At 74.3% G+C, this 25542-nt stretch carries 27 protein-coding genes and 1 pseudogene; 9 read left to right on the top strand and 19 right to left on the bottom strand.

The features are described from left to right. The 10 genes from KME80_RS41825 to KME80_RS41780 form a co-directional block, all read right to left on the bottom strand. The coding region (locus KME80_RS41825) for an AAA family ATPase (protein ID WP_219516793.1) at window positions 1-1080 on the bottom strand (1080 nt) is incomplete at its 3' end. Beyond that, window positions 1080-2219, bottom strand: a complete 1140-nt coding sequence (locus KME80_RS41820; protein WP_219516792.1) for an exonuclease SbcCD subunit D — start codon at window positions 2217-2219, stop codon at window positions 1080-1082. The genes KME80_RS41820 and KME80_RS41825, both read right to left, overlap by 1 nt. A gap of 15 nt (window positions 2220-2234) precedes the next feature. Beyond that, a complete protein-coding gene (locus KME80_RS41815) occupies window positions 2235-4022 on the bottom strand; it encodes an ATP-binding protein (RefSeq protein ID WP_246646633.1) in 1788 nt (595 codons plus the stop codon). A 72-nt stretch (window positions 4023-4094) separates the two neighbouring features. Further along, window positions 4095-4481: a hypothetical protein gene (locus tag KME80_RS41810; protein WP_219516789.1), complete on the bottom strand. Its 387-nt coding sequence runs from the start codon at window positions 4479-4481 to the stop codon at window positions 4095-4097. After that, a complete protein-coding gene (locus KME80_RS41805) occupies window positions 4478-5767 on the bottom strand; it encodes a DUF8832 domain-containing protein (protein WP_219516787.1) in 1290 nt (429 codons plus the stop codon). Before KME80_RS41805 ends, KME80_RS41810 begins: the two co-directional genes overlap by 4 nt. After that, a complete protein-coding gene (locus tag KME80_RS41800; RefSeq protein ID WP_219516785.1) occupies window positions 5764-6885 on the bottom strand; it encodes a hypothetical protein in 1122 nt (373 codons plus the stop codon). Before KME80_RS41800 ends, KME80_RS41805 begins: the two co-directional genes overlap by 4 nt. A gap of 121 nt (window positions 6886-7006) precedes the next feature. Beyond that, window positions 7007-7243 (bottom strand): hypothetical protein, encoded by a 237-nt coding sequence (locus KME80_RS41795; RefSeq protein ID WP_219516783.1) that lies wholly within the window; start codon window positions 7241-7243, stop codon window positions 7007-7009. Between the two features lie 17 nt (window positions 7244-7260). Next, complete coding sequence (locus KME80_RS41790) at window positions 7261-8286, bottom strand: YobF C-terminal domain-containing protein (protein ID WP_246646632.1); 1026 nt, start codon at window positions 8284-8286, stop codon at window positions 7261-7263. Between the two features lie 34 nt (window positions 8287-8320). Next, window positions 8321-9031, bottom strand: a complete 711-nt coding sequence (locus KME80_RS41785; RefSeq protein WP_219516781.1) for a ubiquinone/menaquinone biosynthesis methyltransferase — start codon at window positions 9029-9031, stop codon at window positions 8321-8323. After that, entirely contained in the window at window positions 9018-10109 is a 1092-nt protein-coding gene (locus tag KME80_RS41780; protein ID WP_219516773.1) for a hypothetical protein, read from the bottom strand. Before KME80_RS41780 ends, KME80_RS41785 begins: the two co-directional genes overlap by 14 nt. Window positions 10110-10330: 221 nt before the next feature. Between KME80_RS41780 and KME80_RS53010 the strand changes: the two genes are divergently transcribed. From KME80_RS53010 to KME80_RS41765, 3 genes are read left to right on the top strand one after another with little or no spacing between them, the layout of a single operon-like run. Continuing rightward, the gene (locus tag KME80_RS53010) at window positions 10331-11422 is read left to right on the top strand and encodes a sensor histidine kinase (protein WP_219516764.1); all 1092 of its coding nucleotides are present in this window, start codon (window positions 10331-10333) and stop codon (window positions 11420-11422) included. Continuing rightward, window positions 11419-12063 (top strand): response regulator transcription factor, encoded by a 645-nt coding sequence (locus KME80_RS41770; protein ID WP_219516749.1) that lies wholly within the window; start codon window positions 11419-11421, stop codon window positions 12061-12063. Before KME80_RS53010 ends, KME80_RS41770 begins: the two co-directional genes overlap by 4 nt. Window positions 12064-12105: 42 nt before the next feature. Then, window positions 12106-12813 (top strand): hypothetical protein, encoded by a 708-nt coding sequence (locus KME80_RS41765; protein ID WP_219516739.1) that lies wholly within the window; start codon window positions 12106-12108, stop codon window positions 12811-12813. Window positions 12814-12815: 2 nt separating this feature from the next. On the opposite strand, the gene KME80_RS41760 is transcribed toward KME80_RS41765, so the two are convergent. Continuing rightward, window positions 12816-14042: an MFS transporter gene (locus KME80_RS41760; protein ID WP_219516736.1), complete on the bottom strand. Its 1227-nt coding sequence runs from the start codon at window positions 14040-14042 to the stop codon at window positions 12816-12818. Window positions 14043-14174: 132 nt separating this feature from the next. Between KME80_RS41760 and KME80_RS41755 the strand changes: the two genes are divergently transcribed. After that, entirely contained in the window at window positions 14175-14726 is a 552-nt protein-coding gene (locus tag KME80_RS41755; protein ID WP_308126144.1) for a CGNR zinc finger domain-containing protein, read from the top strand. A gap of 8 nt (window positions 14727-14734) precedes the next feature. Here the strand turns inward: KME80_RS41755 and KME80_RS41750 are convergent, their stop codons facing one another. The 5 genes from KME80_RS41750 to KME80_RS41730 all read right to left on the bottom strand — a co-directional run bounded on the left by KME80_RS41750 (window position 14735) and on the right by KME80_RS41730 (window position 17603). Further along, window positions 14735-15091 carry a DUF1330 domain-containing protein gene (locus KME80_RS41750; protein WP_219516728.1) on the bottom strand — a complete coding sequence of 119 codons (357 nt, stop codon included), beginning with the start codon at window positions 15089-15091 and terminating at the stop codon, window positions 14735-14737. 37 nt (window positions 15092-15128) lie between these two features. After that, a complete protein-coding gene (locus KME80_RS41745) occupies window positions 15129-15497 on the bottom strand; it encodes a nuclear transport factor 2 family protein (RefSeq protein WP_219516725.1) in 369 nt (122 codons plus the stop codon). A gap of 76 nt (window positions 15498-15573) precedes the next feature. Next, window positions 15574-15945 (bottom strand): hypothetical protein, encoded by a 372-nt coding sequence (locus tag KME80_RS41740; RefSeq protein ID WP_246646631.1) that lies wholly within the window; start codon window positions 15943-15945, stop codon window positions 15574-15576. Between the two features lie 11 nt (window positions 15946-15956). Continuing rightward, on the bottom strand, window positions 15957-16871 hold the full coding sequence (locus KME80_RS41735) for an RNA polymerase sigma-70 factor (RefSeq protein WP_219516722.1): 915 nt from the start codon (window positions 16869-16871) through the stop codon (window positions 15957-15959). Between the two features lie 153 nt (window positions 16872-17024). Then, entirely contained in the window at window positions 17025-17603 is a 579-nt protein-coding gene (locus KME80_RS41730) for a TetR/AcrR family transcriptional regulator (RefSeq protein ID WP_219516712.1), read from the bottom strand. A gap of 91 nt (window positions 17604-17694) precedes the next feature. Here KME80_RS41730 and KME80_RS41725 point away from each other — a divergent pair, with 91 nt between their 5' ends. The 5 genes from KME80_RS41725 (at window position 17695) to KME80_RS41705 (ending at window position 21053) form a co-directional block, all read left to right on the top strand. Beyond that, window positions 17695-18060 (top strand): DUF4267 domain-containing protein, encoded by a 366-nt coding sequence (locus KME80_RS41725; RefSeq protein WP_219516704.1) that lies wholly within the window; start codon window positions 17695-17697, stop codon window positions 18058-18060. 113 nt (window positions 18061-18173) lie between these two features. After that, the gene (locus KME80_RS41720; RefSeq protein WP_219516703.1) at window positions 18174-18572 is read left to right on the top strand and encodes an ATP-binding protein; all 399 of its coding nucleotides are present in this window, start codon (window positions 18174-18176) and stop codon (window positions 18570-18572) included. Between the two features lie 64 nt (window positions 18573-18636). Next, window positions 18637-19209: a winged helix-turn-helix domain-containing protein gene (locus KME80_RS41715; RefSeq protein ID WP_219516702.1), complete on the top strand. Its 573-nt coding sequence runs from the start codon at window positions 18637-18639 to the stop codon at window positions 19207-19209. Then, window positions 19206-20501 (top strand): MFS transporter, encoded by a 1296-nt coding sequence (locus KME80_RS41710; RefSeq protein WP_219516699.1) that lies wholly within the window; start codon window positions 19206-19208, stop codon window positions 20499-20501. Before KME80_RS41715 ends, KME80_RS41710 begins: the two co-directional genes overlap by 4 nt. A gap of 111 nt (window positions 20502-20612) precedes the next feature. Next, entirely contained in the window at window positions 20613-21053 is a 441-nt protein-coding gene (locus KME80_RS41705) for a VOC family protein (RefSeq protein ID WP_246646630.1), read from the top strand. A 43-nt stretch (window positions 21054-21096) separates the two neighbouring features. Here KME80_RS41705 and KME80_RS41700 read toward each other — a convergent pair whose 3' ends face one another. The 3 genes and pseudogenes from KME80_RS41700 to KME80_RS41690 all read right to left on the bottom strand — a co-directional run. Next, window positions 21097-22269, bottom strand: a complete 1173-nt coding sequence (locus KME80_RS41700) for a hypothetical protein (protein WP_219516695.1) — start codon at window positions 22267-22269, stop codon at window positions 21097-21099. Between the two features lie 11 nt (window positions 22270-22280). Then, entirely contained in the window at window positions 22281-24101 is a 1821-nt protein-coding gene (locus tag KME80_RS41695; RefSeq protein WP_219516694.1) for a TOMM precursor leader peptide-binding protein, read from the bottom strand. After that, a pseudogene (locus tag KME80_RS41690) lies at window positions 24098-25542 on the bottom strand (hypothetical protein); the annotation flags it as partial. The gene KME80_RS41695 and the pseudogene KME80_RS41690, both read right to left, overlap by 4 nt.

The raw sequence follows: 25542 nt of genomic DNA, 5'->3' as shown, positions 1-25542 counted from the left end.
TTCCGATCTCTCGGCGAGGCGGGCGGCGAGCGCGGGGACGCGGGCGGCCGTCTCGGCGGCGGTGGCGTGCGCGGCGGCGGCGGCCCGTTCGGCGCGGTCGAGGGCGTCGAGGGCGGCCAGCGCGGCGACGAACGCGGCGCGGTCGCCCAGGCCGGCGAGCGCCGCCTCGGCGGCCTGTTCGTCGGCGGCGAGCGTGGCGGCCTCGGCCTCCAGCGCGGTGACGGCGTCGGCGGCCTCGCGGGCGGTGGCGGCGAGGGTGGGCACCTCGGGCGGCATGGTGAGCGAGCGGAGCGCGGTGATGCGGTCGGTGAGCGCGGCGAGCGCCTCGCGGGTGCGCTGGTGTTCGGTGTCCCTGGCGCGCAGCAGCTCAAGGTCGGCGCCGATGCCGTCGGCGAGCGCGCGCAGCGAGCCGGCGCGCTCCCGCGCCTCGCGCTCGGCCTCGTCGGTGGCGCCGGACAGCTTGGCGAGCTGGTTGCGGGCGAAGGTGGCCGCCTGCCTGGCCTGCTCCTCCTCGGCCGCCGCGCGCTGCCGGATGCGGTCGTAGACGTCGGCGTCGAGCAGCTGGACGAGCAGGTCCTGGCGTTCGCGGGGGGCGGCGTGCAGGAACTCGGCGAAGCGGCCCTGGGGCAGCACCACGCACTGGGTGAAGAACCGGTATTCGAGCCCGGTGACGCGCTGGACCTCGGTGGTGACGTTCTCGCCTTCGGCGACGGGCCTGGCGACCTCGTCGAAGCCGGTGGCGCCGGGGGCCAGCTCGTCGAGCCTGGCCTCCTTGGTGCGCACGGTGCCCTTGCTGTCGCGGACCAGGGCGCGCACGACGCCGTAGCGGCGTCCGCCGCTTTCGAAGACGAGGCCGACCTTGCCGGCGGCGGCGGAGGGGGCGAGCGCGTGGGCGATCACGTTCTCCTTGCCCCAGCGCGGGACCGTCCCGTACAGGGCGAAGCAGAGGGCGTCGATGATCGTGCTCTTGCCCGCGCCGGTGGGACCGACGAGGGCGAAGTAGTCGGTGTCGGCGAAGGAGATCTCGGTCGCGCCGCGGAAGCTGCCGAAGCCTTCGACGTGCAGCAGCAGGGGTCGCATCAGCCGGTCACCTCGTCGTGCAGGCGGTCGAACAGGGTGGCCACGCGCTCGTCCTCGCGCCCGGAGTCGGCGAGGTAGGCGCGGAACAGCTCGCGCGGGCTGCGGGCGGCGGAGCCCGGCCTGCGTACGGCGTGCACGGGCCGGAACCGTTCGTCGATCACCACGTCGACGGCGCCGGGCAGCAGTTCGCGCACCTGGTCGGCGAGGCCGACGCGGGGTTTCTCCTCGACGACCACCTTGAGCCAGTCGTCGCCCGCCTCGACGGTCTCCAGTTGTTCCAGCGTGCCCCGTACGGTGCGGAGCCGGCGGGCGCCGGGGAAGGCGACCTCACGGACCATGGCGGGGCGGCCGGGGGCGACGTCGACGAGCAGCGCGCCGGGCTCGTTGCCCTCCTCGCCGAAGTCGACGGCGATGGGCGAGCCGCTGTACCAGATCGGGCAGGGGCCGGGGATCTGCTGGCGGCGGTGCAGGTGGCCGAGGGCGGCGTACTGGGTGGCGGGCGGGAAGGCGGTCGGCTCGAAGTAGTAGGAGAAGATCGACTGGGCTTCGCGTTCGCCGCCGCCGAACCGGCCGCCGGGCAGGGTGCCGTGGGTGGTGATCAGGTTGACGGTGTCGCCGGTGAAGCTCGCGGTGAGCGCGCCGATGAGCTCGCCGATGCGGGCGGCGTAGTCGCGGTTGTGCTCGGCGGCGGTGCCGGTCAGCACCTCGGCGGCGCGCACCACGTAGCGGTGGGACAGGAAGGGCAGCACGGCCAGCCGCACCGGCTCGCCGGAGCGCGCGGTGAAGGAGAGCGTGCCCCCGGCGTCGGGGCGGCGGAAGGCGCCCACGACGTGCAGGCCGAGCGCGCCGAGCACCGGCCGGTAGACCTCGAACAGCGGCGCGCTGTCGTGGTTTCCGGCCAGCACCACCACGTCGCGGCCGTCCTCGCGCAGCGCCATGAGGGCGGGCAGCACCAGGGACTGCGCCTCGGGGGTGGGCGCGGAGGTGTCGAACAGGTCGCCGGCGACGATGACGGCGTCGACGTCCTCGGCGCGGGCGGTGGCGACCAGCTCACGCAGCACCTGCCGGTGCTCGTCGGCGCGCGAGCGGCCTTTGAGCACCTTGCCCACGTGCCAGTCGGCGGTGTGCAGGATCTTCACGTGGTCACCTCCTCGTCAGAACGGCGGGATGTCGTCTTCGGGGCCGGGCAGCCCCTGGAACGGGTCCGCCGGGGTCGCGGGGGCCCCGGGTCTCGTCACGGTTACCGCCTCGGAAGGCCGGGTGGCCCAGGCGGGGAAGGGGAACGCGACGGCCAGCGGCACCGGGATCTCCGGCTGGGCCACGAACATGGTGCCGGGTTTGGCGATCGTGGCGCGCTCGCGCACGGCCGGGGGCAGCCAGCCGTACTCGGACCTGGTGGCCTCGGCGGAGTCGAGGCGGCCGGCGACGCGCACGGCGCTGTTGGCGACGATGCGGCGTTCGACCTCGGAGGCGGTCTGCTGGGCTCCGATGAGGATGACGCCGAGGCTGCGGCCGCGCTCGGCGACGTCGAGCAGGATCTCCTTGATGGGCGACTCGCCCTCGCGCGGGGCGTACTTGTTGAGCTCGTCGAGCACCACGAACAGCAGCGGCTTGGCGGTGCCGGACGACTCCTTGCGGTGGAACTCGCCGCGCAGCACCACGCCGACCACGAACCGCTGCGCCCGCTCGGGCAGGTTGTGCAGGTCGACGATGGACACCTGGGCGTCGGAGGTGCGGATGGTGTGGGCGCGGAAGAACGGCAGGTCGCCGCGGACGATGGGCGACAGGGGGCGTACGGCGCTGCGCAGGCGGCGCAGGAAGGCGTTGACGGTGCCGAGGGGCGTGGTCGCGCCGGTCCACTCGTGGCGGGAGGCCTCGTCCTGGAGCTCGTCGGACAGCAGCTCGACCAGGTCGGAGAAGGTGCGGCAGGCGGTGCCCCTGATGCGGACGGCCCCGCCGTCGCCGACGGGCTCGGCCCAGGAGTGCAGCCGGGCGGCGACCTGGCCGACGAGCAGCGAGTAGCCGGCGCGCTCGTCGTCGGCGTCGGCGAAGACGAACCGCAGCAGCTCCTCCTGGCAGAACTCCACCAGGGTCCAGAAGAACGAGCTGACCCCCTGGGTGCGGGCGGAGACGTGGGGGACGCCGTTGGGGTCGCCGGGCCGGGGCGGGGCGAAGACGTGGACGCTGGAGAAGGGCCTGGCGGGCAGCCCGAGCCGCCCGTAGACGCTGCGGGCGGCCTCGTCGAGGCGGCTGTTGTCGTGGTCGAGGAAGAGCAGGTCCTCGCCCTTGACGGAGAAGATCAGCGCCTTGGTGTTGGCCGCCTCGCCGCCGAGCACGCCCGAGTTGAAGATCGAGTAGAGCATGAACGTGGCGAACGAGGTCTTGGTCGCCACGCCGGACACGCCGGAGATCGACACGTGGGCGCCGCGGGTGCCGTCGAGGAAGTCGAAGTTCACGTACAGCGGCTGGCCGTCGCGGCCGGTGCCGATGGGGATGCGGCGGTCCATCACGTCGAAGTAGAGCGCCTGGTCGCGGTCGCCGGCGCCGGCCAGGTAGACCTGCGCGCCGGGCAGCGGCGGCACGAACACCTCGGGCTCGACCCGGGTGACGCGCACCTCGGCGACCTCGACGACGGCGGCGGGCAGCGCGCCGTCGGCGATGAGGAACACGTCGGAGTCGTAGGCGGCGCCCTCGTGGCGGGCCTCGACGGTGCTGACCACGCCCGCCATCAGGACCGGCCCGTGGCCGGGCACCTCGCGCCTGGTCACGACCACGTCGTCGAGCTGGACGACCTTGCCGGGCTCCAGCCCGATCCAGAACGACAGCGGTGAGGCCGACTGCGTGCCGAGCACCCGGCCGACCGCTTCGCCTGCCGGGACCGCCACCGCGGCGCTCGTCACCCCGTTGACCGTCACGTGTCTCTCCACCCCCACCGTCGTCATCCACCGCAGCGTAACCGGCGCCACCGACTATGACGGACAGCTTCGGCGTCCGGCCTGGCCGGGACGGCCGGGCTAGCCGCTGATGAGGGCCTTGGCGGTGAGGGTCTCTTCTCCTGCCGGGCCGGTCAGGCGGATGGACACGTCCCACACGCCGGACATGGTGAACAGCTCGCCCTCGGCGACGAACCGGCCCGGCTCCCGTTCCGCCGCGCTGAGCTCGGGCATGGCGTGGCCCATGTCGGGCATGACCGCCGAAAAGGCGAGGCCGTCCGCGTCGCCCGAGGTCACGCGCGTCTCGACGACGACGGCCCCGGTCCTGGGCGGGTCGATCACGACGGTGGCGGTGTAGCGGGAGCCGGCGATGGTCAGGGTCAGCGGCTCGGCGCCCAGGGCCCGGCCGGCGACGAAGAGCGCGGCGGCGGCCACCAGGAGCGCGGCGAGGGCGATCAGGCGTCTCATCCGGCGGACGCCGATCCGGGTCCGGTCACGTCGACGGTGAAGGGCATGGTCACGATGCGGCCGTCCGTGGCGTGCTGGGCCCAGGCCAGGTACCGTCCCGGGCGGGGGAAGCTGAAGGTGAAGCGGAGGCGGTCCCCGGCCGTGCCCATCTCGTGGACGTGGCCGAGGAATGATCCGTCCTGGTTCCGTACGATCAGGTGGCCGGCCATGCCGAGCCAGGGCCGCACCCGGCCCTCGGCGGGCAGCTCGATCGTCGCCGGGCGGCCCGCGACCGGGGCGGCGGGCCGCAGCGTGGGGGCGGGCCGCAGCGTGGGGGCGACGGTCTCCTCGACGGCGGCGACCGCCGGTTCCCCCTCGACGGCGAAGCCTCCGGTGAGGAGCTGGCCGCCGGAGTCCTCGCGTTCCAGCTCGGCGTAGGCGAGGTAGCGGCCGGGGCGGTCGGCGCGCAGCCTGACCTCCAGGCGGCCCGGGGCGGTGCGCAGCGGGTGGACGTGGCGGAAGTAGCGGCCGTCCTCGCTGGTCACGACCACGTGGGCGAGCGCCTCGTGGTGGGAGACGAGGTCGTCGACCGGCCTGCCGGTGGAGCCGTCGGTGAGGTCGACGCGCAGCGTGAACTCCTGACCCGGGGCCGGGCGGGCCGGGGCGGTCTCCATCCGCGCCTGCGCGAACGGGCGGCCGCCCGCCGGCTGGGCGGTGGCGGTCGGGGCGGCGCCGTCGGGCGGGCCGGGCGGCAGCATCGGCTCGAAGACGACGACCATGGCCGCCACCGTCACCCCGGCCGCGGCTCCGGCGGACAGCAGCATCGCCGGGCCGCGCCGCGAGGTCGCGCCGGTGAGCAGGCCGCCCACCAGCAGCAGCCCGGCCGCGAACAGCCCGCCGTAGACGAGGAAGTCCCCCGCCGACCCGCGCTCCACCAGGACGCGGAACGGCACCACCGCGACCTCGCTCCCGGCGCGCAGCGTGAGCTGGTGCGGGCCCGTCTCCTCGACCCTGAGCTCGGTGTACGCGGGCTCCGCCGCGGCCCGTGCCGTGCCCGTGACCGTGTGGCCACCGGTCAGCGAGCGGACCTCCAGGCTCACCGGCAGCCCGTCGGCGCGCTCATAGGCGACGACGCCGATGCGCAGCGGGCCGGGCACGCGCGACGTCCCCTTGATCACCAGCGTGACCTCGGCGCCCGCGATCGTCTGCGCGATCCGCAGGTCCGCCCCGGCCGTGACGTTGTGCGCGGCGGCCGGAGCGGCGAACACCACCACCAGGACGGCGGCGAGCAGGAACGCCCTGATCATCCTCGCGCGACGCCGGGACGGGACGCGGCGGGACTCTCCCCGGCGGCATTGTGGCCGGCGGGGTCGTCGCCGGCGGCGTTGGGCAGGAACAGCGCGCCGAGCGCCAGGCCGACCAGCCCGGCGACGATGGGCGAGCCGGTCCACAGCTCGGGCACCGTGGGCAGCCGCCCGGCCACCGCCGAGGCCACCCCCATGTACAGCGACCAGGTCACGAACGCCGACAGCCCGGCGAACGCCCAGTAGGCGCCCCGCCGCCGCGCCGAGGGACGCAGCAACCGGATCAGCACGTCGCCGGCCAGCCCGGCCGCCACGAACGAGAGCAGGATCGGCACGTTGCCGAACGCCGTCTGCGCGCCCGGCATCAGGACGGCGATCCCGTACATCACGGTCATGCTGCCGAACGGCAGCTCCCAGCGGCGCACGAGCAGCAGCACCGGAGCCAGCATGATCACGTTGGTCATGACCATCGACGCGGCCAGGTGGCCGGGCATCTCCTCGTTGGAGAAGGCGGCCACGACGCTCTCGCCGTCCCACTGCATCGCGTCGCCGTACGACAGGAACAGCGACACGAGCGTGGTCGCGAACGCCAGCCCGATCAGCGCGGGCAGCAGCCGCCCGAGCGACGGCCGGTCCCCCACGTCCGGCGCCTTCCATGCGGAGCGGAGCGGGGTGGTGATGATGAGCAGCATCGTCACGATGAGCCCGAGATGCGAGGGGCTGAACAGGATGTCGAGCGAGGTCTCGATGCCGAGCACCGTGTGCCACATCATGTCGGCGAACCCGAACGCGGCGAACGCGGGCACCGCCACCAGCCCGGCCAGGTAGCCCATCGGCACCGCGGCCACCCCTTGCCGCCCGGTGCGGGTGTTGCGGAGCACCTGCCAGATGAGCCAGGCGGACACCGCCGCGAACCCCGAGTAGAACACCGCGTGCCAGGGGGTGAAGAACGTCTCCAGCTCGGCCGAGAGCTGGGTGTGGGCCCAGGCGTCGATCATCAGCCCGACGCCGAACCAGACGCCGAGCAGCGCCGTGACCAGGTCCGTCCGGGGCGAGACCCAGGTGCGGGCCTCTCCGGAGTCCGCCAGTAATCGCCTTATGCCGGCGTTCGTCGTGGCCATCTGTTGCCCCCTTCTCCCGTCCACCGAGCGCGGAGATCGTGTCAGACGGGAGGTCAGCCGCGCATAAAGCCCGGTGAGCTGCCTGTTTACGGCCCGGCCGGAACACCGGGCCGTACGTTCGTCAGTACTGGACCCACAGGTTGTAGAGGCCGGGCGCCATCCAGTTGGTGGGGATGACGGTCTCGCAGTAGTACGAGCTCCAGGTGTGGTTGACCGTGCCCTGGTTGCCGAACCACTGGCACTGGTCGGGCCAGCCGTAGGAGGCGTGCTTGACGTAGGAGGCGGCCTGGGCGGGGGCGGACGTGGCGACGAGGGCGGCCGCGGTGAGGACGAGCGCGGCTGACAGACGCGACTTCATGAAAGAAAGTTAACTAATTATCGGGGTCCGGGCAATGCTCTCCGGGGCGTGGGTGCGGGGTCCGGGCAATGCTCTCCGGGGCGTGGGTGCGGGGTCCGGGCAATGCCCTCGAAGGCTCCATCGGCCAGGGCCGCGCGCAGCCGTTCGTAGGCCGGGGCCAGCGCGCGCAGACCGGCCGCGAGCGCGGCGTCGTCCCCGGTCACGACGGGGAGTTGCAGCGCGCCCACGAGGCGGGCCTGTTCGGCGGCGACGGCGGCGCCCTCCGCCAGGCCCAGCGAGGCCAGGCAGGCGGCCAGGTCGTTCGCCCGGCGGGCGCCGACGCGCACGGCGAACGCCCCCAGGAGCTCCCGCGCCTGCGGGTCGAGCCGCCCCTCGGCCACCAGCTCGGCGGTCCGTTCCGCGGCCTCCGCCTGGCCCAGCGTGCCGGGGGCGACGGGCACGTCCGTCCGGCCGCCCAGCCAGGCGAGCGCCGCGGGCAGCGAGCGGCGCAACGCCTCCTCGGGGCTCACCCGGGCCTCCCGTACGAAGGCGGAGCGCATGGTGAACGGCCGGGGCAGGTAGCTGATCAGCTCGCCCCGCCACGACTCGGCGAACTCCGCGACCGGGAGGGTGGCGTACGGGTAGCCCTGCGGGTCGTGCACGAGCACGATGTCGTCCGTGACCTCCAGCACCACCAGGTAGTGGTCGGCGCCGACCGCCTGCCCGGAGCCGGGCTGGTAGCGCAGCAGCCCCAGCTCCAGCGGCCCGGCCAGCACCGGCCCCGCCGCGCAGGCGCGGCGCAGGCGTTCGACGGCCTCGTCCGCCGAGCCGCCGTCCTCGCGCGCGCACGACCAGCCCAGCAGCTCGATCGCGGCGTCGAGCCCCTGCTCGGGATCCCAGCCGAACGGGTCGAACAGCGGCAACCGCCCGCTGATCAGCTGCATCCCGTACGGGGAGCCGGTCAGCACCTCGACGACCGAGGCGGAGGGAGCCTCGTCGCCGAGGATCATGGCCAGCGAATTGGCGTAACAGTAGGGGCCGGAGCCCACATAAGGAATCGACATGCCGGCCACCTTGGCGCCTGACACGGTGTCAGCCTCAAGCCGGCGGCCTCCGGGCAGTGATGATCATGTTGGTCCCGAAGAACTTCTTCCGCCACGCGACCGACTCGAAGCCGGCCCGGCGGAGCACGGCGGCGACCTGCTGCGGCGTCATGAAGCCGAGCGTCGACTCCTTCAGATACGCGTACGACTCGCGGTCCCCGGCGACCGCCTGCCCGAGCAGGGGGATCATCATCCGGACGCCCAGCTCCACCGGGTAGCGCAGCGGCCCGCGCGGCGGGCAGGTCTCCAGGATGACGACCCGGCCGCCCGGCTTCAGCACCCGGTGCTGCTCCCTCAGCACCCGCTCGGCGTCCTCCACGTTGCGCAGCAGGTAGCCGTGCGTGACGGCGTCGAAGCTCGCGTCGCCGAACGGCAGGTCGTTGGCGTCCGCGTACTGCCAGGTGATGCTCTTGGCGCCCGGTTTGCGGGCCGCCTCCTGGAGCATCCGCCCGGAGAAGTCCACGGCGTGGACGGTCGCGTCCGGATGCCGGTCCCGTACGGCGAGCGCGATGACGCCGGTGCCGGTGGCGATGTCGAGCAGGCTTCCCCCAGGCGGGAGGTGCGCGCCCGCCGCCACCTCGCGGCACCACGCGGCGTGCCGCCCGAGCGTCATGATCCGGTTCATCCGGTCGTAGTAGCCGGTGATCCTGTCGAACGTCCGCTGGACCTCCAGGCCCTTGGGCGACGGCGTTTCATGCGACGGCAACTGCGGCACTCCTCGGTTTCTCGGCGGTTCTGCGGCGCGCCCAGTAGGCGAACACCGCGGCCCCCAGCAACGGACCCCAGATCGGGCACGGGAACATCACGACGAACAGGACGCCGTCCAGCCACGAGCCCATCTGGACGGCTCCGGCCAGCACCCCGGGAGCCGAGACGGACAGCGCGACCGCGCCGAACACGCCCGGCCCGACGGCCAGCATCACGGGGACGGGCCGCCCGCCCAGCCGGGGCACCCATCGCGGCACGGTCTCGCCCCACCGGCTGATCAGGCCGAGCGTCAGCACGAGGGCCAGGACGGCGCTCAGGCCGATCAGGAACCCCTGGATGCGGGTGGCCGCGTCGCCGGCCTCCACGGCGATCAGCGTGATGTGGCCGGTGCGCGGGTCGTAGCCGCCGAGCGGCCACGGCGTCGCCCACGTCAGCCGCGTCACCCCGTACGGCACGGGACAGAGGGCGGCCGCGATCGTGACCGCCCTCCCCCACCCCGGGACCGCCGCCTTCCGCTCGCGCGCGAACGAGCCGTAGGCCAGCCACGCCCAGCCGACCGCGGCGATCGCCATCGCCCACGACCAGGCGATCCGCCCGCCGAACTCGCCGAACCCGGAGGCCACGTTGACCAGGTAGCGGCCGACCGCGTCGGTCATGGTGAGCGACGCGACGAGCCCGGCCGGGAGCAGCACCGCCAGCACGTACGCGACGGGCCTGCGGCGGACGCAGCCCACCGCCACCAGTCCGGCGATCCCCAGCAGGGCGGCGGGGATCAGGGCGTACCCGATGGACGACAGCACGGAGGCGTCGGACATCACCAGGAGGAAGAATGCGCTCAGGACCCCGGCGACCGCGCCGGCCAGCCTGGGCCAGGACCGGACGCCGAGCGCCACCAGCACCCCCAGCACGCCGGCGGCCGCCATCAGGCCCACGCCCGGCCCGCGTTCGATCCAGTGGTTGACGCCCACCGTGACCTTGGCCGCCGCGCCGTACGGATAGCTGCCGGGGACGAACCACCACAGGGCGGCCACGGCGAGCGTCGCCGCGGAGATCGCCGATGCCGTGAGACGACGCATGCTCAACTCCCCCCGATCCCGGACTCACCGGCCGAGTCTGTCCACCGGCCCGGCCCGGCGGATCCCCCGCCGGGGGGATCTGTCCGGGTGAGCCCCGGACGCGGATCGTGCGGTCTCGTGGTTGCGCTCTTCATGACTGTGAGCCTCACAGCTCGGCGGCCGGCGAACCTCCCCCAGGTGGGGGAAGGGCTGGCCCGGCGTCCCGGGCTAGCATCGCCGACGTGACCCGACATGCCGGACGCGCCGTGCGGGCGCTCCTCTACCAGGTGCTGGGCGCGGCGCTGCTGACCCCGGTCGCCGTGGTGCTCGGCCTGCTCGTCCTGGGCGAGCCGACGCCGGCGCGCGTCCTGGTGCTGTGGGCGGCGTGCCTGCCCGCCTCGGTGCTGCTCGCCCTCGCGCCGCTGGTGCGGCGCATCGAGATCGCCGCCCTGGCCGAGCTGCTCGACGTCCGGGTCTCCGACCGGGCCGACCGCGTCTACCTGGTGGCGCTGACGAGCCTGCACCTGTACGGGGGCGCGACGCTGGGCGCGGGCGTGCTCATGCTGTCGCCGGGACTTGTCCGGCTGGGCGATCCGGCGCTGTGGCGCGACAGCCCCGCCGTCCAGGCCGAACCGCTGGCCGCCCTGCTCGCGCTGGCCGCCGCCATGGTCGCGGCCGGGTTCGGGCAGCGGTGGGCGGCACGCCGCCTGCTGCGCGCCGAGCCGTCCCGCAAGCTGGAGGAGCTCGGCCGCCGCCAGGCCCTCGCGCTGGAGCTGCACGACGCCGTCGGGCACGCGCTCAGCGTCGTCCTGGTGCAGGGCATGGCCGCGCAGGCCGCGCTCCAGCGGCCCGGCCCGCGCGCCGAGCACGCCACCCGCTCGCTGGACCACCTGCTCGACACCGCCCGTGCCGCCCAGGAGGACCTCGACGTGCTGCTCGGCGTCCTCGGCGACGGCGAGGCGGCCCGCACGCCCACGCTCGACTCGCTCGACACCCTCACCCGCGGGCTCGACGTACAGGTGACGACCGGCCCCCTCGGCCGCGTCCCTCCGGCCACCTCCCGCACCGCCTACGCCATCGCCCGCGAGGCGCTCACCAACGCCCTGCGCCACGGCTCCGGCCCCGTCACGCTCGACGTCGGCACCGACGCCACCGGCGAGCTGGTGCTGACCGTCGAGAACGCCACCACCGGCGCCCCCGGCACCACCGGGCCCCTGGCCGGGACCCGGCGCGGCCTCACGGGCATGCGCATGCGCGCCCGCCTCGCCGGCGGGACGTGCACCACCGGGCAGGCCGGGACGACCTGGCGCGTCGAGGCGAGGCTGCCGCTGTGATCCGCGTCGTCCTGGCCGACGACGAGCCGCTGATCCGCGAGGGCTGGGCCGCCATGCTCTCCCTCCACGACGACCTCACGGTCGTCGGCCAGGCCGCCGACGGGCAGGAGGCCGTCGAGGCCGGCGCGGGCGCCGACGTCGTGCTGATGGACATCCGCATGCCCCGCATGGACGGCCTCGCCGCCACCGTCGAGCTGACCCGCCGCTCCCCCGCCACCCGCGTCGTCGTCGTCACCACCTTCGAGAACGACCAGCTCGTGTGGGCCGCCCTGCGCGCCGGAGCCGCCGGGTACGTGCTCAAACGCGCCCCGGCCGGCGAGCTCGTGGAAGCCGTCCGGCTCGTGCACTCGCGGCGCGCGGTGCTCTTCCCCGACGCGCTGCGCCGCATCGCCTCCCCGCACCACGGCAGCGCCCGGCCGCGCCGCCCCGTCACGCTGACGCCCCGCGAGCTGGAGGTGCTGCGGCACATCACCCTCGGCCAGGCCAACCCGGAGATCGCCGCCGCCCTGCACGTGTCCCGCGAGACGATCAAGACCCACGTGACCAACGTCCTGGACAAGCTCGGCGCCCGCGACCGCACCCACGCCGCCGTGCTGGCCTACGAACTCGGCCTGATCCTCCACGGCGTCGATCCCCCGTGACCCGGTTGACGTCTGATCATCAGGGCCGCGAACCTGACCCGCATGACGATCAGGGCCTGGCTCAACAAGGACCATCAGCTTCCCCCGGGTGAGGAGATCTTCCGGAGCGAACGCAGGTTCGCGCTATGGGCCTACAGCGTGAGCCACGGCCAGACGCTGTTCCGCAGCACCCCGGGCTCCGACGGTCTTGCGGAGACCACCGTCGAGGTGCTGTTCAAGCCTGTCACGGCCATGAAGATCCGGGCCTTCTACCAAGGGCTGCTCATCAGGACCGCACCGGCCGAGGAGGCCGAGCGCGTCAAGGCCGGCTGTCCGAGCGTCGAGTTCGGCCGGGAGGATCGGGTCTTCCTGCTGGAAAGCAGCGGGGAGACCGACTACGTGATCAGCATGGCCGTCGGCTGGCACGAAGGCGTCCTCGCGCCCACGCGCCGGAGCTTCTTCACCGACGTCTTCGCGGGCGAGACCCGGTGGCCTGCCACGCCGTTGCCCGGCGTCGACGCGGGGTTCGGCGTCGCCTCGGCCGTCGAGCTGATCGCGGCCCTCCGCGGCGGCGGCGACGGTCAGGAGCGGGCGCGGAGGGAGAGGTACCGCCATGTCCACGTCGTCATGACGCGCGAGGAGTACAGGGACGGGCCGTACATCTCCGGCTCCGGGGTGTTCCTGACCCTTGAGGATGCCGAGGAGGCCAAGGCCGCGCTCGCCCCGCACGTCGCCGACTGCTGGATCGAGACCCTGCCCGTCGCCGTCTGAGTTCAGGCCGGGTGCGGGGGTGGGTCGAGGGCGGCGGGGGTGGCGATCTTGAGGAAGGGCACGACGACGAGCAGGGCGGCGACGGCGAAGAGGGCGAAGGCGGCGCGGATGCCGAGCCATTCGGCGAGGAGCCCCACGAGCCCGGCGCCCAGCGGCATGGCGCCCCAGCTGAACAGGCGGGCGGCCGCGTTGTAGCGGCCGAGCACGCCGGGGTCGACGAGGCGCTGGCTGAGGGTGCGGGAGTTGACGGTCCACAGGGTGCCGCCCATCCCGCCGAGGAAGGCGCCGAGGCCGACGATCCACAGGTCGGTGGTGAGGACGGGGGCGGCGACCATCGCGGCGGTGCCGATGAGGTCGGCGAGCATGGCCCAGCGGCGGCCCAGCAGGCGGTTGACGGTGGTCACGGTGAGCGCGCCGACGAGTCCGCCCGCGCCGAGGGCGCTCAGCAGGAAGCCGTACTCGCTCGCGTCCAGGCCCATGAGCCGGGTGGCGACCAGCGGGATGAGCGCCAGCCAGGCGCCCCAGCAGGCGGACAGCACGCTCAGGGCGAGCGCCATCAGGCGGAGCAGCGGCTGCTGCCACAGGCAGCGGAGTCCTTCGGCGATGCGCTGGTTGACGGTGGCGTCCGGGCGTTCGCCGGCCGGTCGCGGCCTGAAGCGGCCGGCCAGGAAGACCAGGACGACGGTCCCGATCAGGTAGCCGGCGCCGGTCCAGCCGAGGGCGGCGGCGGACCCGGCGGCGATGAGGAGGCCGCCGACGAAGGGTCCGCAGAACTCGTTGCACACGGTCTCGGCCCCGGCGACCCAGGCGTTGGCGCGTTCGCGCCCGGCGGGGGCCACGGCGGCCGGGACGAGGGTCGCGGCCGAGGTGAGGGCGACGACCTCGGCGATCCCGAGGGCGAGACCTCCGGCGTAGAGGGCGGGCAGGGTGACGCCGCCGGTGAGGGTGAGGGCGAGCAGCCCGGCGACGACGAGGATGCGGGCGGCGTCGGCCAGCCACAGCAGCAGGCGCCGGTCGAAGCGGTCGACGAGGACGCCGACGTGCAGGGCGATCAGCAGCCACGGCAGGGTGAGGGTGAGCCCGACCCCGGCGACCTGTGCCGGGGAGTCGGTCAGCCGGGCCGCCATCAAGGGCAGCGCCATCTTGGTCACGCCGTCGGCCAGGTTCGTGATCGCCGTGAAACTCACCAGCACCGCGGTGTTGCGCCCGCTGCGATCCGCCTTCAGCACGCCGTCCACCATGTAACCCCCTATCAGCTATAGGTGGTTATCTTGCCCGGAATGAGGCGACGGCACCAGGGGTGATAACTGGTAAATTCGGTTAGCAGGTTATCCAGGCGGGGTCCCGGAAGGTGATGCGGCGTGATCGAGCCCACTCCGGCCGCCCAGCTGATCAAGGCGTTCGTCAACACCGTCGACCTGGAGAACGGGCAGGACGACGTGGCGAGCCCGGACGAGCTCGCCCGCTGGCTGGCGGCCCGCCAGCTCGGCCCGGCGTCGCTGCGGCTCACCGACGAGGAGCACGCCGTCTTCCTGGAGCTGCGTGCCGGGTTCCGGGAGGCGCTCGATCCCGGCCATCCCGTGTTCCCGCACCGCCTGGCGCGGGCCGACGCGATCCTGGCCGACGTGCCTCTCCTGGTCACCGTGACCCGGGCCGGGCCGGAGCGGCCGCTCGCGCCCGCCCCCGGCCTGCCCGAGGCCCGTACGGCCCTGGCGCGGCTGGCCGTGGCGTGGGCCGAGCTGGTGCTGACCGGCCAGATCCACCGGCTCAAACGGTGCGCCGAGCACACCTGCCAGGGCGCCTTCTGGGACTCCTCCAGGAACCACAGCCGCCGCTGGTGCTCGATGCGCCTGTGCGGCAACCGCACCAAGGCCCGCCGCTACGCCGCCCGGCAGCGCCCCCAGCACCCCTGAGCAGGGCTTCAGGTGGCCGCGCCCCCGGCCGCCGCCTCGCGCACCGCGCTCGCGGCGGCGACCGGCCGGTAGCCGTCGGGGACGCCCTCGACCACGATGATGTCGCCCTCGATGTGCCGCGAGCGCATCGGCGCGATCTCCCGGTACTCGGGCGAGTCCCACCACGCCCGCGCCCGGGCCGCGTCGGGGAAGGCGAGCATCACGACCGCTCCCGGCCACCGGCCGTCCAGCACCTCGTGCTCGGTTGCGTGCACCAGGTAGCGGCCGCCGTACGGCTCGAAGGTGCCGGGCAGGCGCTCCATGTACTCGGCGATCTCCGGGTGCGGGGCGGCGTCCTGAAGGTGAGCGATGACGTACGCGGTCATGATTCCTCCTGTGTTGTCCGGTTCAGACGGGAGCGGGTCAGGCCTGGGCCGGCACCTTGTCCAGGAAGCCGAGCACCTGGCTGATCCGCCCGTCCGCGCCGAACACCGCGACGTCGAAGCCGACGGCGACCGGCTCGGCGCCCTCCGGGCCCAGGTGCCAGGTGAACCGGGCGATGTCGTGGTGGGCGTCCACGGCGCCGCCGAGGCTGAAGACGAGCCCGCCGAACTGCGCCTGCACCGCGGCGATGGTGGCGTCCAGCCCGTCGATGCCGCGCACGGAGACCAGCGGGTCGGTGTAGCCGGCGTCCTCGGCGAAGACCTCCTCCAGGGCGGCCCGGCGGGCGGCGGCGTCGGTCTCGTTCCAGGCGGCCAGGTAGCGCTGGACCAGCTCGTTCGTGTCGCTCATGTTCGTCTCCTCAGTGGTCGTGCTCTCTTGTGACCACCACGTTAGGGAGACGGCGACGACGCGGAATCTGACGTGCTTAGGTACTTTCTCCCCTGCTTTCGGTACGCATCCGGGCCAGGGTCAGCAGGCTGAGCCCGAACATCAGGACGCCCAGCGGGACGTGGAGCGCGGTCATGCCCGCGATGCCCAGCGCGACCTGCGCCGACGCGAGGACGAGGAAGCCGGCCGCGTACAGGATGGGGCGTGGCGTGCCGCCGCCCGGACGCCAGGCCAGGATCGCGGCGATCACGTACAGCACGGTCGCGCCGTACATCACGGGTGATCCGATGTGGTGCAGCTCCGAGCCGCGGGAGGACATGAGGATCCCGGCGGTGGCCGCCTGGAAGAAGATGCTCAGGGTCTGCAGCGCGACTGCGATCTTGAGGATGGCGGGGCCGTGCACGGTCATGCCGGGGCCTTTCATCGGAGGGTGAGCGAGGTCTCGGAGGCGACCCGGGTCAGCTTGTGCGGGTTGCGGACGTAGTAGAGGCCGGTGATGCGGCCGTCCTCGACGCGGGTCGCGAGCACGCCGTCGAACGCGCCGTCCAGGTGGACGAGCAGCGCCGGGTTGCCGTTGACCACGGTGGCCTCGCAGGTGATCGCCGCGCGCACCACGGCGGCCTCGCCCAGGTAGAAGCGGACCACCTTCTCCGCGCCGACGACCGGCCGGGGCGCGGCCAGTTTCACGCCGCCGCCGTCGCTGACCAGGACGACGTCGGGGGCGAGCACGTCCAGGAGGATCCGCAGGTCCCTGGTCTCGAGCGCCCGCTTGAACGTCTCCAGGACCGCCTGGGCCTGGCCCGGGGAGACGGTCTCGCGCGGGCGGCGGGCCTCGACGTGCTTGCGGGCCCGGTGCGCGATCTGGCGGACGGCCGCGGCGCTCTTGCCGACGGCGGCGGCGATCTCGTCGTAGCCGACGTCGAAGACCTCGCGCAGCACGAAGACGGCGCGCTCGGTCGGCGAGAGGCTCTCCAGGACGAGCATCAGCGCCATCGACAGGCTCTCGGCGAGATCGGTGTCCTCGGCCACGTCCGGCGTGGTGAGCAGCGGCTCGGGCAGCCACGAGCCGATGTACGTCTCCTTGCGGCGTTTCATCGTGCGCAACCGGTTGAGCGACTGCCGGGTGACGATCCGGACGAGGTAGGCGCGCCGGTCCGACACCTGCCCGAGGTCCACCTTGATCCAGCGCAGCCAGGTCTCCTGGAGGACGTCCTCGGCGTCGGCCGCCGACCCGAGCATCTCGTACGCGACCGTGAACAGCAGGTTGCGGTGGGCGACGAAGGCCGCGGTGGCGGCATCCACCGGGTCCGTCGTCGCCTCGTCGTGCTCGTTCATCGCTCGCTCCCGCCGGTTCGTCTCTCGTCCTGCTCCGCGCACAGGACACCGGTCCTCCCGGCCGTGTGACACCCCGGCCCGGTGGCGTACGTCACAGGACCCCGCTGTCACACAGCCAGGATCGCCGGTGCCTCATGGCCGTCAAGGACGGCGTCACGGGCTCGCCGTGAACCGGGCCAGGAGGAGGGCGAGACGGTGCTCGTGGAACTCGCGGGGGATGCGGCCGCCGCGCATCAGCGTCACCAGGCCGTGGAGTGCCGCCCAGAGTGTCTCCGCCAGCAGCGCGGGTTCGTCGCCGTGCGCGTACGGGCGGACGGCCTCGGCGAACTCGCCGAACGCGGCGTGCAGGGCGGGCGGGGCCTCGGGGGTGGCGAAGGGCAGGTCGACGCGCTGGCTGAACATGGCGTCGTAGAGGGCCGGCCGCTCCTCGGCGAAGGTCACGTACGCGGCGGCGAGCGCGGCGACGGCGGCCTCGGGGCCGGAGGCGGCGAGGCGGGCGGCGCGCAGGTCGGCGGCCATCTCGGTGATGCCTTCGAGGGCGACGGCGGTCACGATCGCGTCCTTGCCCTTGAAGTGGCTGTAGAGGACCGGCTGGCTGTATTCGACCTGCTCGGCGAGCCGCCGGGTGGTGACGGCCTCCCAGCCCTCGGCCTCGGCCAGCTCCCGGGCTGCGGTGACGATGAGTTGCTCCCGGTGGGCGCGTTCGCGTTCCTTGCGGCTCTGGATGGACATGCTCCCGAATCTAGCACCGCTAGCGCTTGTGTCGATGCTCTGCTAGCGTCGTCCTCGTTCCTAGCGCTGCTAGTTTTTCTGGAGTCACGACATGCTCACCACCGTCGCGTACGGCCTGGCCATCGTTCTCAACCTGCTGTGCCTGCTCATCGGGGCCCGGTTCCTGCTCACGCCGCACGCCGCCGCCACGGGCTACGGGGTGCCCGCCACGACCGACCGCGCCTACCTGACGATCAAGGGCCTGCGCGACGGCACGTACGGGCTGGTCGGCCTGGCCCTGCTGGCCTTCGCCGGGCCCCAGGCCGAGGCCTGGTTCATGCTGGTCGTCGCCCTGGTGCCGCTCGGCGACACCCTCGTCGTGCTGCGCAACGGCGGCACCAAGGCGGTCGCGTTCGGCATCCACTTCGCCACCGCCGTGCTCGTACTGCTCTGCGCGGGCCTGCTGTTCGCCGTCTGATGACGCCTTCTTCCGTGCTGAATCGTGCTGAAGAGGGCGGGCCGGCACGCCACCGGGCATGCCGGCCACCGTTTCGGGCATGGGAAGATCACGCGGTGAAAGGCAGGCCCGACATGATTCCCGGATTCCGGATGCAGTGGCCGATCACCTCAGAGCTGGCTGTGCTGCGCGAACGGGTGCACGCCTTCGGGACGAGCGCCGGGCTGTACGGGCAGCGCCTGCAGGACCTGGTGATCGCCGCCCACGAGGCCGCCGTCAACGTGCTGCGGCACGGCGGCGGCCGTGGCTTCCTGATCGCGTGGCGCGACGCCCACGGAGTCAGCCTGGACGTGGTCGACGCGGCCGGCACCCTGACCGAGGCCCACCTGAGGAACGCCAGGCCCGACCCCGACCGGGGCGGCGGCGTCGGGTTGCTGCTGGTGCGCACCCTGTGCGACGAGGTCCGCGTGGAGCACGAGGCGGGCAGCGCCCGGCTGCACCTGCGCATGCGCACCACCCCCCAGCCCCACTGACCAGCACGGGCAAGATTCACAAGAACTGTTGCACAACACCTCTTGTACATGTAGCTTGACCGGCATGTCCGAATTCCAGCGTGCGATCACGGATGCCCGGGTGCTCGCCGCCATGACACACCCCGTCCGCCGCCGCCTCCTCGACCTGCTCAAGCTCGACGGCCCCAGCACCGCCAGCGTGCTGGCCGAACAGACCGGGGAGGCCGTCGGCAACGTCAGCCACCATCTGCGCGCCCTGGCCGCCGCCGGCCTCATCGAGGAGGCCCCCGAGCTCGCCCGGGACCGCCGCGAACGCTGGTGGCGCCGCATCGTGCCCACCCTGTCCTGGTCCTCGGCCGACTTCGACGGCGACGCGTCGGGCGAGGCGATCGCGCGGGCCGCCGACTCGCTCAACCTCGACCGCCAGACCGGCCACGTCCGGCGCTGGGCCGACCAGCCGCAGGACGTGCAGGCCCGCTGGCCGCTCGGCCCCTTCTCGACCGAGGGATGGCTGCGGGTGACGGACGAGGAGCTGGCCGAGTTCGCGGCCGAGATCACCGAGGTGATCACCCGGTGGTCCGAGCGGAGCGTGCCCGACGACGGCCGCGAGCGCGCCACCGTGTTCACCTTCGCCCGCGCCGTCCCCGCCCGCCCGTGAGCATCCCGCGCCGTCCCCGTCTCGGGTTGCTGGCGCAGCGCGACTTCCGGCTGCTGTGGATCGGGGAGAGCGCCAGCAGCCTGGGCAGCTCCGTCACCTCCGTCGCGCTGCCGCTGGTCGCGGTCACCGTCCTGGACGCCTCCCCGCTCGCGGTCAGCCTGCTGGCCGCCGCCGCCTGGCTGCCGTGGCTGCTCATCGGCCTGCCCGCCGGGGTCTGGGTGGACCGGCTCCCCCGCCGCCGGATCATGCTGGCCGCCGACTGGGCGTCGCTGGCCGCCTTCCTCAGCATCCCGGCCGCGGCACTGCTCGGCGTGCTGACAGTCGGCCACCTGATCGCCGTGGCGCTGGCCGCCGGCACCGCCAAGGTGTTCTTCGCCACCGCCTACCGCGCCTACCTGCCCACCCTGGTCGACGCCCCCGACCTGCTGGAGGCCAACGCCAAGCTCCAGGGCAGCGAGCAGGTGGCGAACCTGGCCGGCCCCGGCGTCGCCGGACTGCTCGCCCAGGCGTTCTCCGCGATCGGCGGCCTGCTCGTGGACGCGGCCAGCTTCGCCGTCTCCGCGATCTGCCTCATGCGGATCAGACGCGCCGAGACCGTGACCCGCCCGCCTCGGCGGCGGCTGCGCAACGACATCCGCCAGGGCCTGCGCCTGGTCGCCCGCGACCGGCTGCTGCGCGGCAACACCCTGTACGGCTGCGCCGCCAACCTGGCGCTGACCGGCTACCAGTCGCTGATCGTCGTCTTCCTCGTCACCGACCTCGGGCTCGCCCCGGCACAGACCGGCGTCCTGATCGCCGCCACCAGCGTGGGCGGGATCGCCGGAGCGGCACTGGCCAGACCCCTGGCCGCCAGGCTGGGCAGCGCCAGAGCGGTGCTGGTGGCCAAGGCCGGGCTCGCACCCTTCGGGCTGCTCATCCCGCTCGCCGACCAGGAGCTCGGAATGGCGCTGTTCGTCACCGGCAGCATCGTCATCGTCGGCGGCATCGTGGCCGGCAACGTGATCTTCTCCGGATTCGTCCAGAGCTACGTGCCCGGCGAGCTGATGGGCCGGGTCACGACCAGCGTCCAGGTCGTCAACTACGGCGCCATCCCGCTCGGCGCGCTGCTGGCCGGCGCACTGGCGGAACTGGCGGGCGTACGGGCCGCGCTGTGGGCGATGCTGGCCGTGTTCGTGGCCAGCGGCGTGATCCTGCTCCTCACGCTGGGCCGCCGCCGCGAACTGCCCACAGGCCGCCTGACCTGGGCCGGAGGAGCGCCCACCTGCGCGGGAAGCGTTACGACCGGCGCGTGACGGGGCACTCCCAGGTCACAAGCTCGCAGACGATGTCGAGAACGGCCTGGCAGCTCCGTCCCAGGGGCGCATACGGCCACCGCGGCCCGTATCCCACCAAGGAGACCCAGCATGACGATCCAGCGGATGGACAACGTCCTCATCATCGTCGACGATCTCGACGCCGCCGTCGCGTTCTTCGTCGAACTCGGCATGGAACTGGAGGGCAGGGGGCCGATCGGGGGCGCGTGGGTGGAGAACGTGCTCGGCCTCGACGACGTCCAGCAGGAGATCGCGATGCTCCGCACGCCGGACGGTCACGGGCGGATCGAGCTGGGGATGTTCTTCACGCCGAAGGCGATCAGCGCCGAGCCGAAGATCGCGCCGGCGAACACGCTGGGCATCCGCCGCATCATGTTCGCCGTCGACGACATCGAGGACGTCCTGTCCCGGCTGCGCGCCCGCGGCGCCGAGCTCGTCGGCGAGATGGCGCAGTTCGAGGACAGCTACCGGCTCTGCTATGTCCGCGGCCCCGAGGGCATCATCGTCGGCCTGGCCCAGCAACTCAGCTGAGCTCCCGGGCATGAGGGGGTGCGGGCAGGTCGCGCCGGCGCGCTCAAGGCCGTTCCTCCCCTGCCGGGCCTGCCGTGACGGGGGTCAGGTCGTAGTCGAACCAGGTGAAGCGGGGGCGTCCGGCCAGGACCAGGTAGAGGGCGTCGTGCGAGGCGGGAGCCCCGGCGGCGGCCTCCAGCAGCCCCTCCCTGATGGCCCGGACCGGGCGGCAGAACAGGCCGGCCCCCGCCGCGGCCGAGCACACGTGCTGGGCGACCGCGCCGGCCGTCCGCAGGAGGGCGCGGTAGCCGGCAGGCCCGCTCGCCCGCACCGCCGAGCCGACGTCGGCGGCGATGAGCAGCGCGAGGTTGGTCCCGCCGACGTCGAACTGGGTGCGGGGGTAGCTGTAGGCGGCCTGCACGGCGGCCATCGCCGCCCCGGCCCGCCCGGTCACGGGGCTCAGCGGGGCCGGCACGTACCAGCCGTCCGCCAGCCCCGTCACGTTGCGGACCGCCAGGCGGCACCACACCCCGCCACCGGCCGCCGGGGAGCCCGGCGGCGGATCGGCGACCGCGGCGGCGAACGCCCGCGCCGCCTCCTCGGGCAGGGGGCGCGGATCGGCGGAAAGACCCCGGGGACCGAGCCCGGCGCTGCGCCGTGCCCCGCCCGCGACCGCCTGTCCCGGCCTGGCCGGCACGCCGGGAGCCAGGGTGACGCCGGCCGGCCCGTACGCCACGGTGAGCGGCAGCGCCGCGGCGTGCTCGGCCACCGCGGCGGCCAGGTGGCCGGTCTCCAGCTCCGCCAGCGCGTCGGCGAGCTCGCCGTAACCGGGACGGAGCCGTTCCGGCCGCTGCGCCAGGTCCAGCCACACGGTCCCGGCCGGCGCCGGCGGCGCCGCCCCCACCAGCTCGCGCCGGACCGGGTCGAGACGCCACCGCCCCCGCTCCGTCCGCACCCCCACGTCCACCAGGTACGCGGCGCGCGGGGACGGGTAGGCGCGGTGGTCGTTGTACGGGTTGTACGGCTCCCAGCGCTGCGGGGTCAGGGCGGAGATCAGCAGCTCCGCCACGGCCGCGCCGAACTCCCCCCACGCCGCCAGGTCGCGCAGCGGGGTGCGCGTCCCCTCCCCGGCACGGGCGGGCTCACGGTGCACGGCCGCGCCCGGGACCGGGGCCTTGCCCGGCCCGTGCGCGTAGGCGGCGGCCAGCGCCAGGGCAACCTCGTCGTGATGCGCCACGGCGACTCCAGTCACGGGAAGGGATGGGGAAGCACGGGATCGCCGGCGGAACGCGTGGGGCTCCGGCCCAGGCGGTGCGGCACCTCCCACAGCCGGGGCAGGCCGCGGACGCGGCGGTTGCGGTGCCCGAACGTCATGGGGAGCGTGCCGGGCACGACGACCTTCGCCGCGTGCAGGCCGAGACGGTCGCGGATCCGCCGATCACTCTGGTCGACCGCGATCACCTCCAGCCCCAGCCCGCGCAGGCGGTCCACGTGGTGGTCGAGGACGGTCCACAGGTCCGTGGCCGTCCCCGGGAGGTCGCCGCCGAGATCCGCCGGGTCCACGGTCCCCGCCTGCCCCGACAGCAGGAATCGGTAGCCCGCCGCGGCCTCGGGCAGGCTGTACAGGGCGACGTGATCGTGCATGGCCCGTACCGAATCCGGGTCCGCCAGCAGGCGCAGGAGGCGTTCGCGGCGGTGGCCGGCGGGAGAGCGGCGGGCGCGGTCGGCCGACGACTCGACGTCCACGGCCAGCTCGGCGGCGGCCGACCGCATCGCGGCGACCGGGTCCGGGTGCGCCCCCGCCGCGAAGAAGGCCGCCGGGGCCGCACCGTCGTCCCGCCACGCGAGCGTGAGCACGACCGGGATGCCCAGGTCGTTGGTCGCGTCGAAGAACAGCAGCTCGTAGCCCAGGCACTCCAGCCGGTCGGACAGGTGGGGCAGCACGGGATCGTCCGGCGGCACGGCGACGCGGCGCAGCGGCGTGCCCGCGTACCAGGCCATCAGGAACGCGTCCCGCTCGGCCACCTCGAACAGGCCGTGCAGCACCGCCTCGGCCAGGCTGTTGCCCAGACCGCACCCGCTGGAGGTCTCCGCCACGAACCGGGGCGTGCCCGGCTTGCGGACCCCCCAGTACGCGACGTGCTCCGGCACCAGGATCGGGGCCGTGCGCGTGCAGGACCAGCCGTCCACCCAGGTGGTGGGCACGCCCGGGGCGTAGGCGGTGAGGCCGCTGCCCGGATCGGCGTAGCAGTCCGGCTCGTGCGGGCCCAGTCGTGCCGGATCGAGCGCCCGGTCCGGGCCCAGCGCCTCGAACGCGGCCTCGGTCACCGGCCGGCCGCTCGCCGCGATCCCGCCGAGCCGCTCCACCGCCTCGAAGAGCGCGACGCGTTCGGACTGGGCGAAGGCTGGGGTGCGGCCGTAGCCTGCCGCGTTCCCGTCCGGGTCGCCCGCCAGGACGGCGGCGACGGTGGCCAGCGGCAGGTGACCGCTCCGGCGCACCGTGGTCACCGGGCCGTAGCGCGCGTCCACCAGGGCCTCGCGCAGCCGGGCGCCGTCGGTGCGCGGGTTCGGCGAGCGCAGCGACCCGGGCGGCACGGCCACGGGCTCCCGGGCGGCCGGCGCGTACGGCTCGCCAGGCCCGCACACCCGGCAGCCCTCCGGCCGCGGCATCACGCGGTGCCGGGTGAGCGAGCCGTGGTCGGTACGGAGCGCGAGGACGACGTCCCCGTGCCGCTCCGGCTCGGCCAGCAGCAGCGCGGCCAGCGCGGACAGCGTGTCGTGGAAGGCCGGAGCCGCGAGCCCGCCCACCCGCAGCTCCGGCAGCCGTACGGGCACCGCCGCGCCGAACGCCGCCAGCCGCTGCGACTCCGCGCAGGCCACGCAGACGCCCTCCCCCGGCCCCTGCACCGGGCCGGCCAGGGCGAGCGCGCCGTCGAGGAGCACGGGAAGCAGCGGGTGGCGGCGTCCGCGCGCGAGGCGGGCGACCTCTTCCAGGTCCGCGAGCCCGTACCCGCTGATCAGCACGGCCTCGGCCCGGTCGTCGCGCAGCTCGCCGATGCCGTTCCTCATGCGACGCTCCCGGCCCGGACGGCGGCGGACACCGTCGCGGCGGCGGGCACCGTCGCGGCGGCCGGCACTGCTACGGCGGCCGGCGCCCTCGCTGCGGGCGGCACCGTCACTGCGGCCAGGCCGGTCGCCGCGAGCAGCGGGCCCAGCGGCGCCGGCTCCGGGCCCGGCACCAGCGCCTCCATCGCCGCCTGGAACCGCTCCTCGCCGTCCCGCGTCCCGGCGGGCCAGAACCAGAAGCGCGTCTCCCACGGCACCGGCGGCTCCTCCGGCGGCGCCCAGACCGGAGCCGCCCCGCAGGGCACCACCGGATCGCCGAACTCCCGGCCCGCCGCCCGCGCCTGCGCCGCCGCCGTGGCCGCCAGCAGCGCGAACGCCGCCGCCGTGCCCGCCTCCGGCTCCACCGCCCAGGCGAGGGTACGGCCCGCCGCGCTGACCCGGGCGTGCGCGACCCCCTCGGCGACGCGTACCACCTCGACCTCGGCCGGTACGGCGAACCGCAGCGTGAGCGCCTTCCACCAGCGCCGCGCGGCCGGGTCCGCCGCCCACTCGCCCTCGCCCACCGCGGTGCCCGGGAGATCGGCGAGATCGCGGTGCACGGCCTCGCGCAGGCCGAGGCCGCGCGCGTGCAGCCGGTCGGCGCCCACGACGGTCCCGGCCGGAAGCGCGGACCGCACGGCCGACAGCGCCGCGTGCAGCCGCGCCGACTCCAGGCCGGTGCCGAACCCCACCGCCTCGCCGCACGCCGCCAGGCTCACCGGCACCTGCGGCAGCTCCCCCGCCTCGGGAGGGGCCACCATGCCCAGCTCCGGATCGCCCAGCACTTCGAGCATCGCCGCCGCCCGCTCCCACGGGTCCGCACCGGCAGGCTCGCCGACGGGCCACCGGTGATGCGTGACCCCCAGCGGCTCGGCTTTCGCCACCATGACCGAAAGCCCCCGCCCCACGCCCTCGGGCGAACGGGCCGCCGCCTCCTCCACCGGATCCGGCATACCCGCCACGGCACACAGCAGCCGATGCGCCGCCGCCCCGCCCACCAGCGCCCACAAAACCTCCGGCACCCGCGCCCCACCGGACCCCGCAGCCGGCGTGGCCGCTGGAGCCGGGGTGCTCGGGGTCGGTGGGGGCGCGGTCGCCCCGCCCGGGGCCGACGCACCCGGGGTCGGCGTGGTTGGGGGCGGTGGGGTTTGGGTGGTCAGGAGGGAGGTGGGGCCGTGGAGGAGGCGGTGGCGGATGGCGGCGGGGTCGGGAGCCGGTGTGCCGGGGGTGGTCGGCGGCAGGGCGTAACCGGCTTCCGCTAGGCAGCCGGCCCGTACCGTCACCGGGGGGCCGGAGGGTGGGGTGGCGGTCAGTTCGAGGTCGGCGGGGGTCGCGCCCGGGAGGGTGGCCGGGTGGCAGCCGGCGGCGGCGAGGGCGCGGGCGGGCGCCTCGGCCAGGGGGGCGC

Origin of the sequence: Nonomuraea ceibae (genome assembly GCF_019396325.1) — a bacterium.
GTDB classification, from domain to species: Bacteria; Actinomycetota; Actinomycetes; order Streptosporangiales; family Streptosporangiaceae; genus Nonomuraea; species Nonomuraea ceibae.
This window is presented reverse-complemented; position numbering and strand designations above follow the sequence as displayed.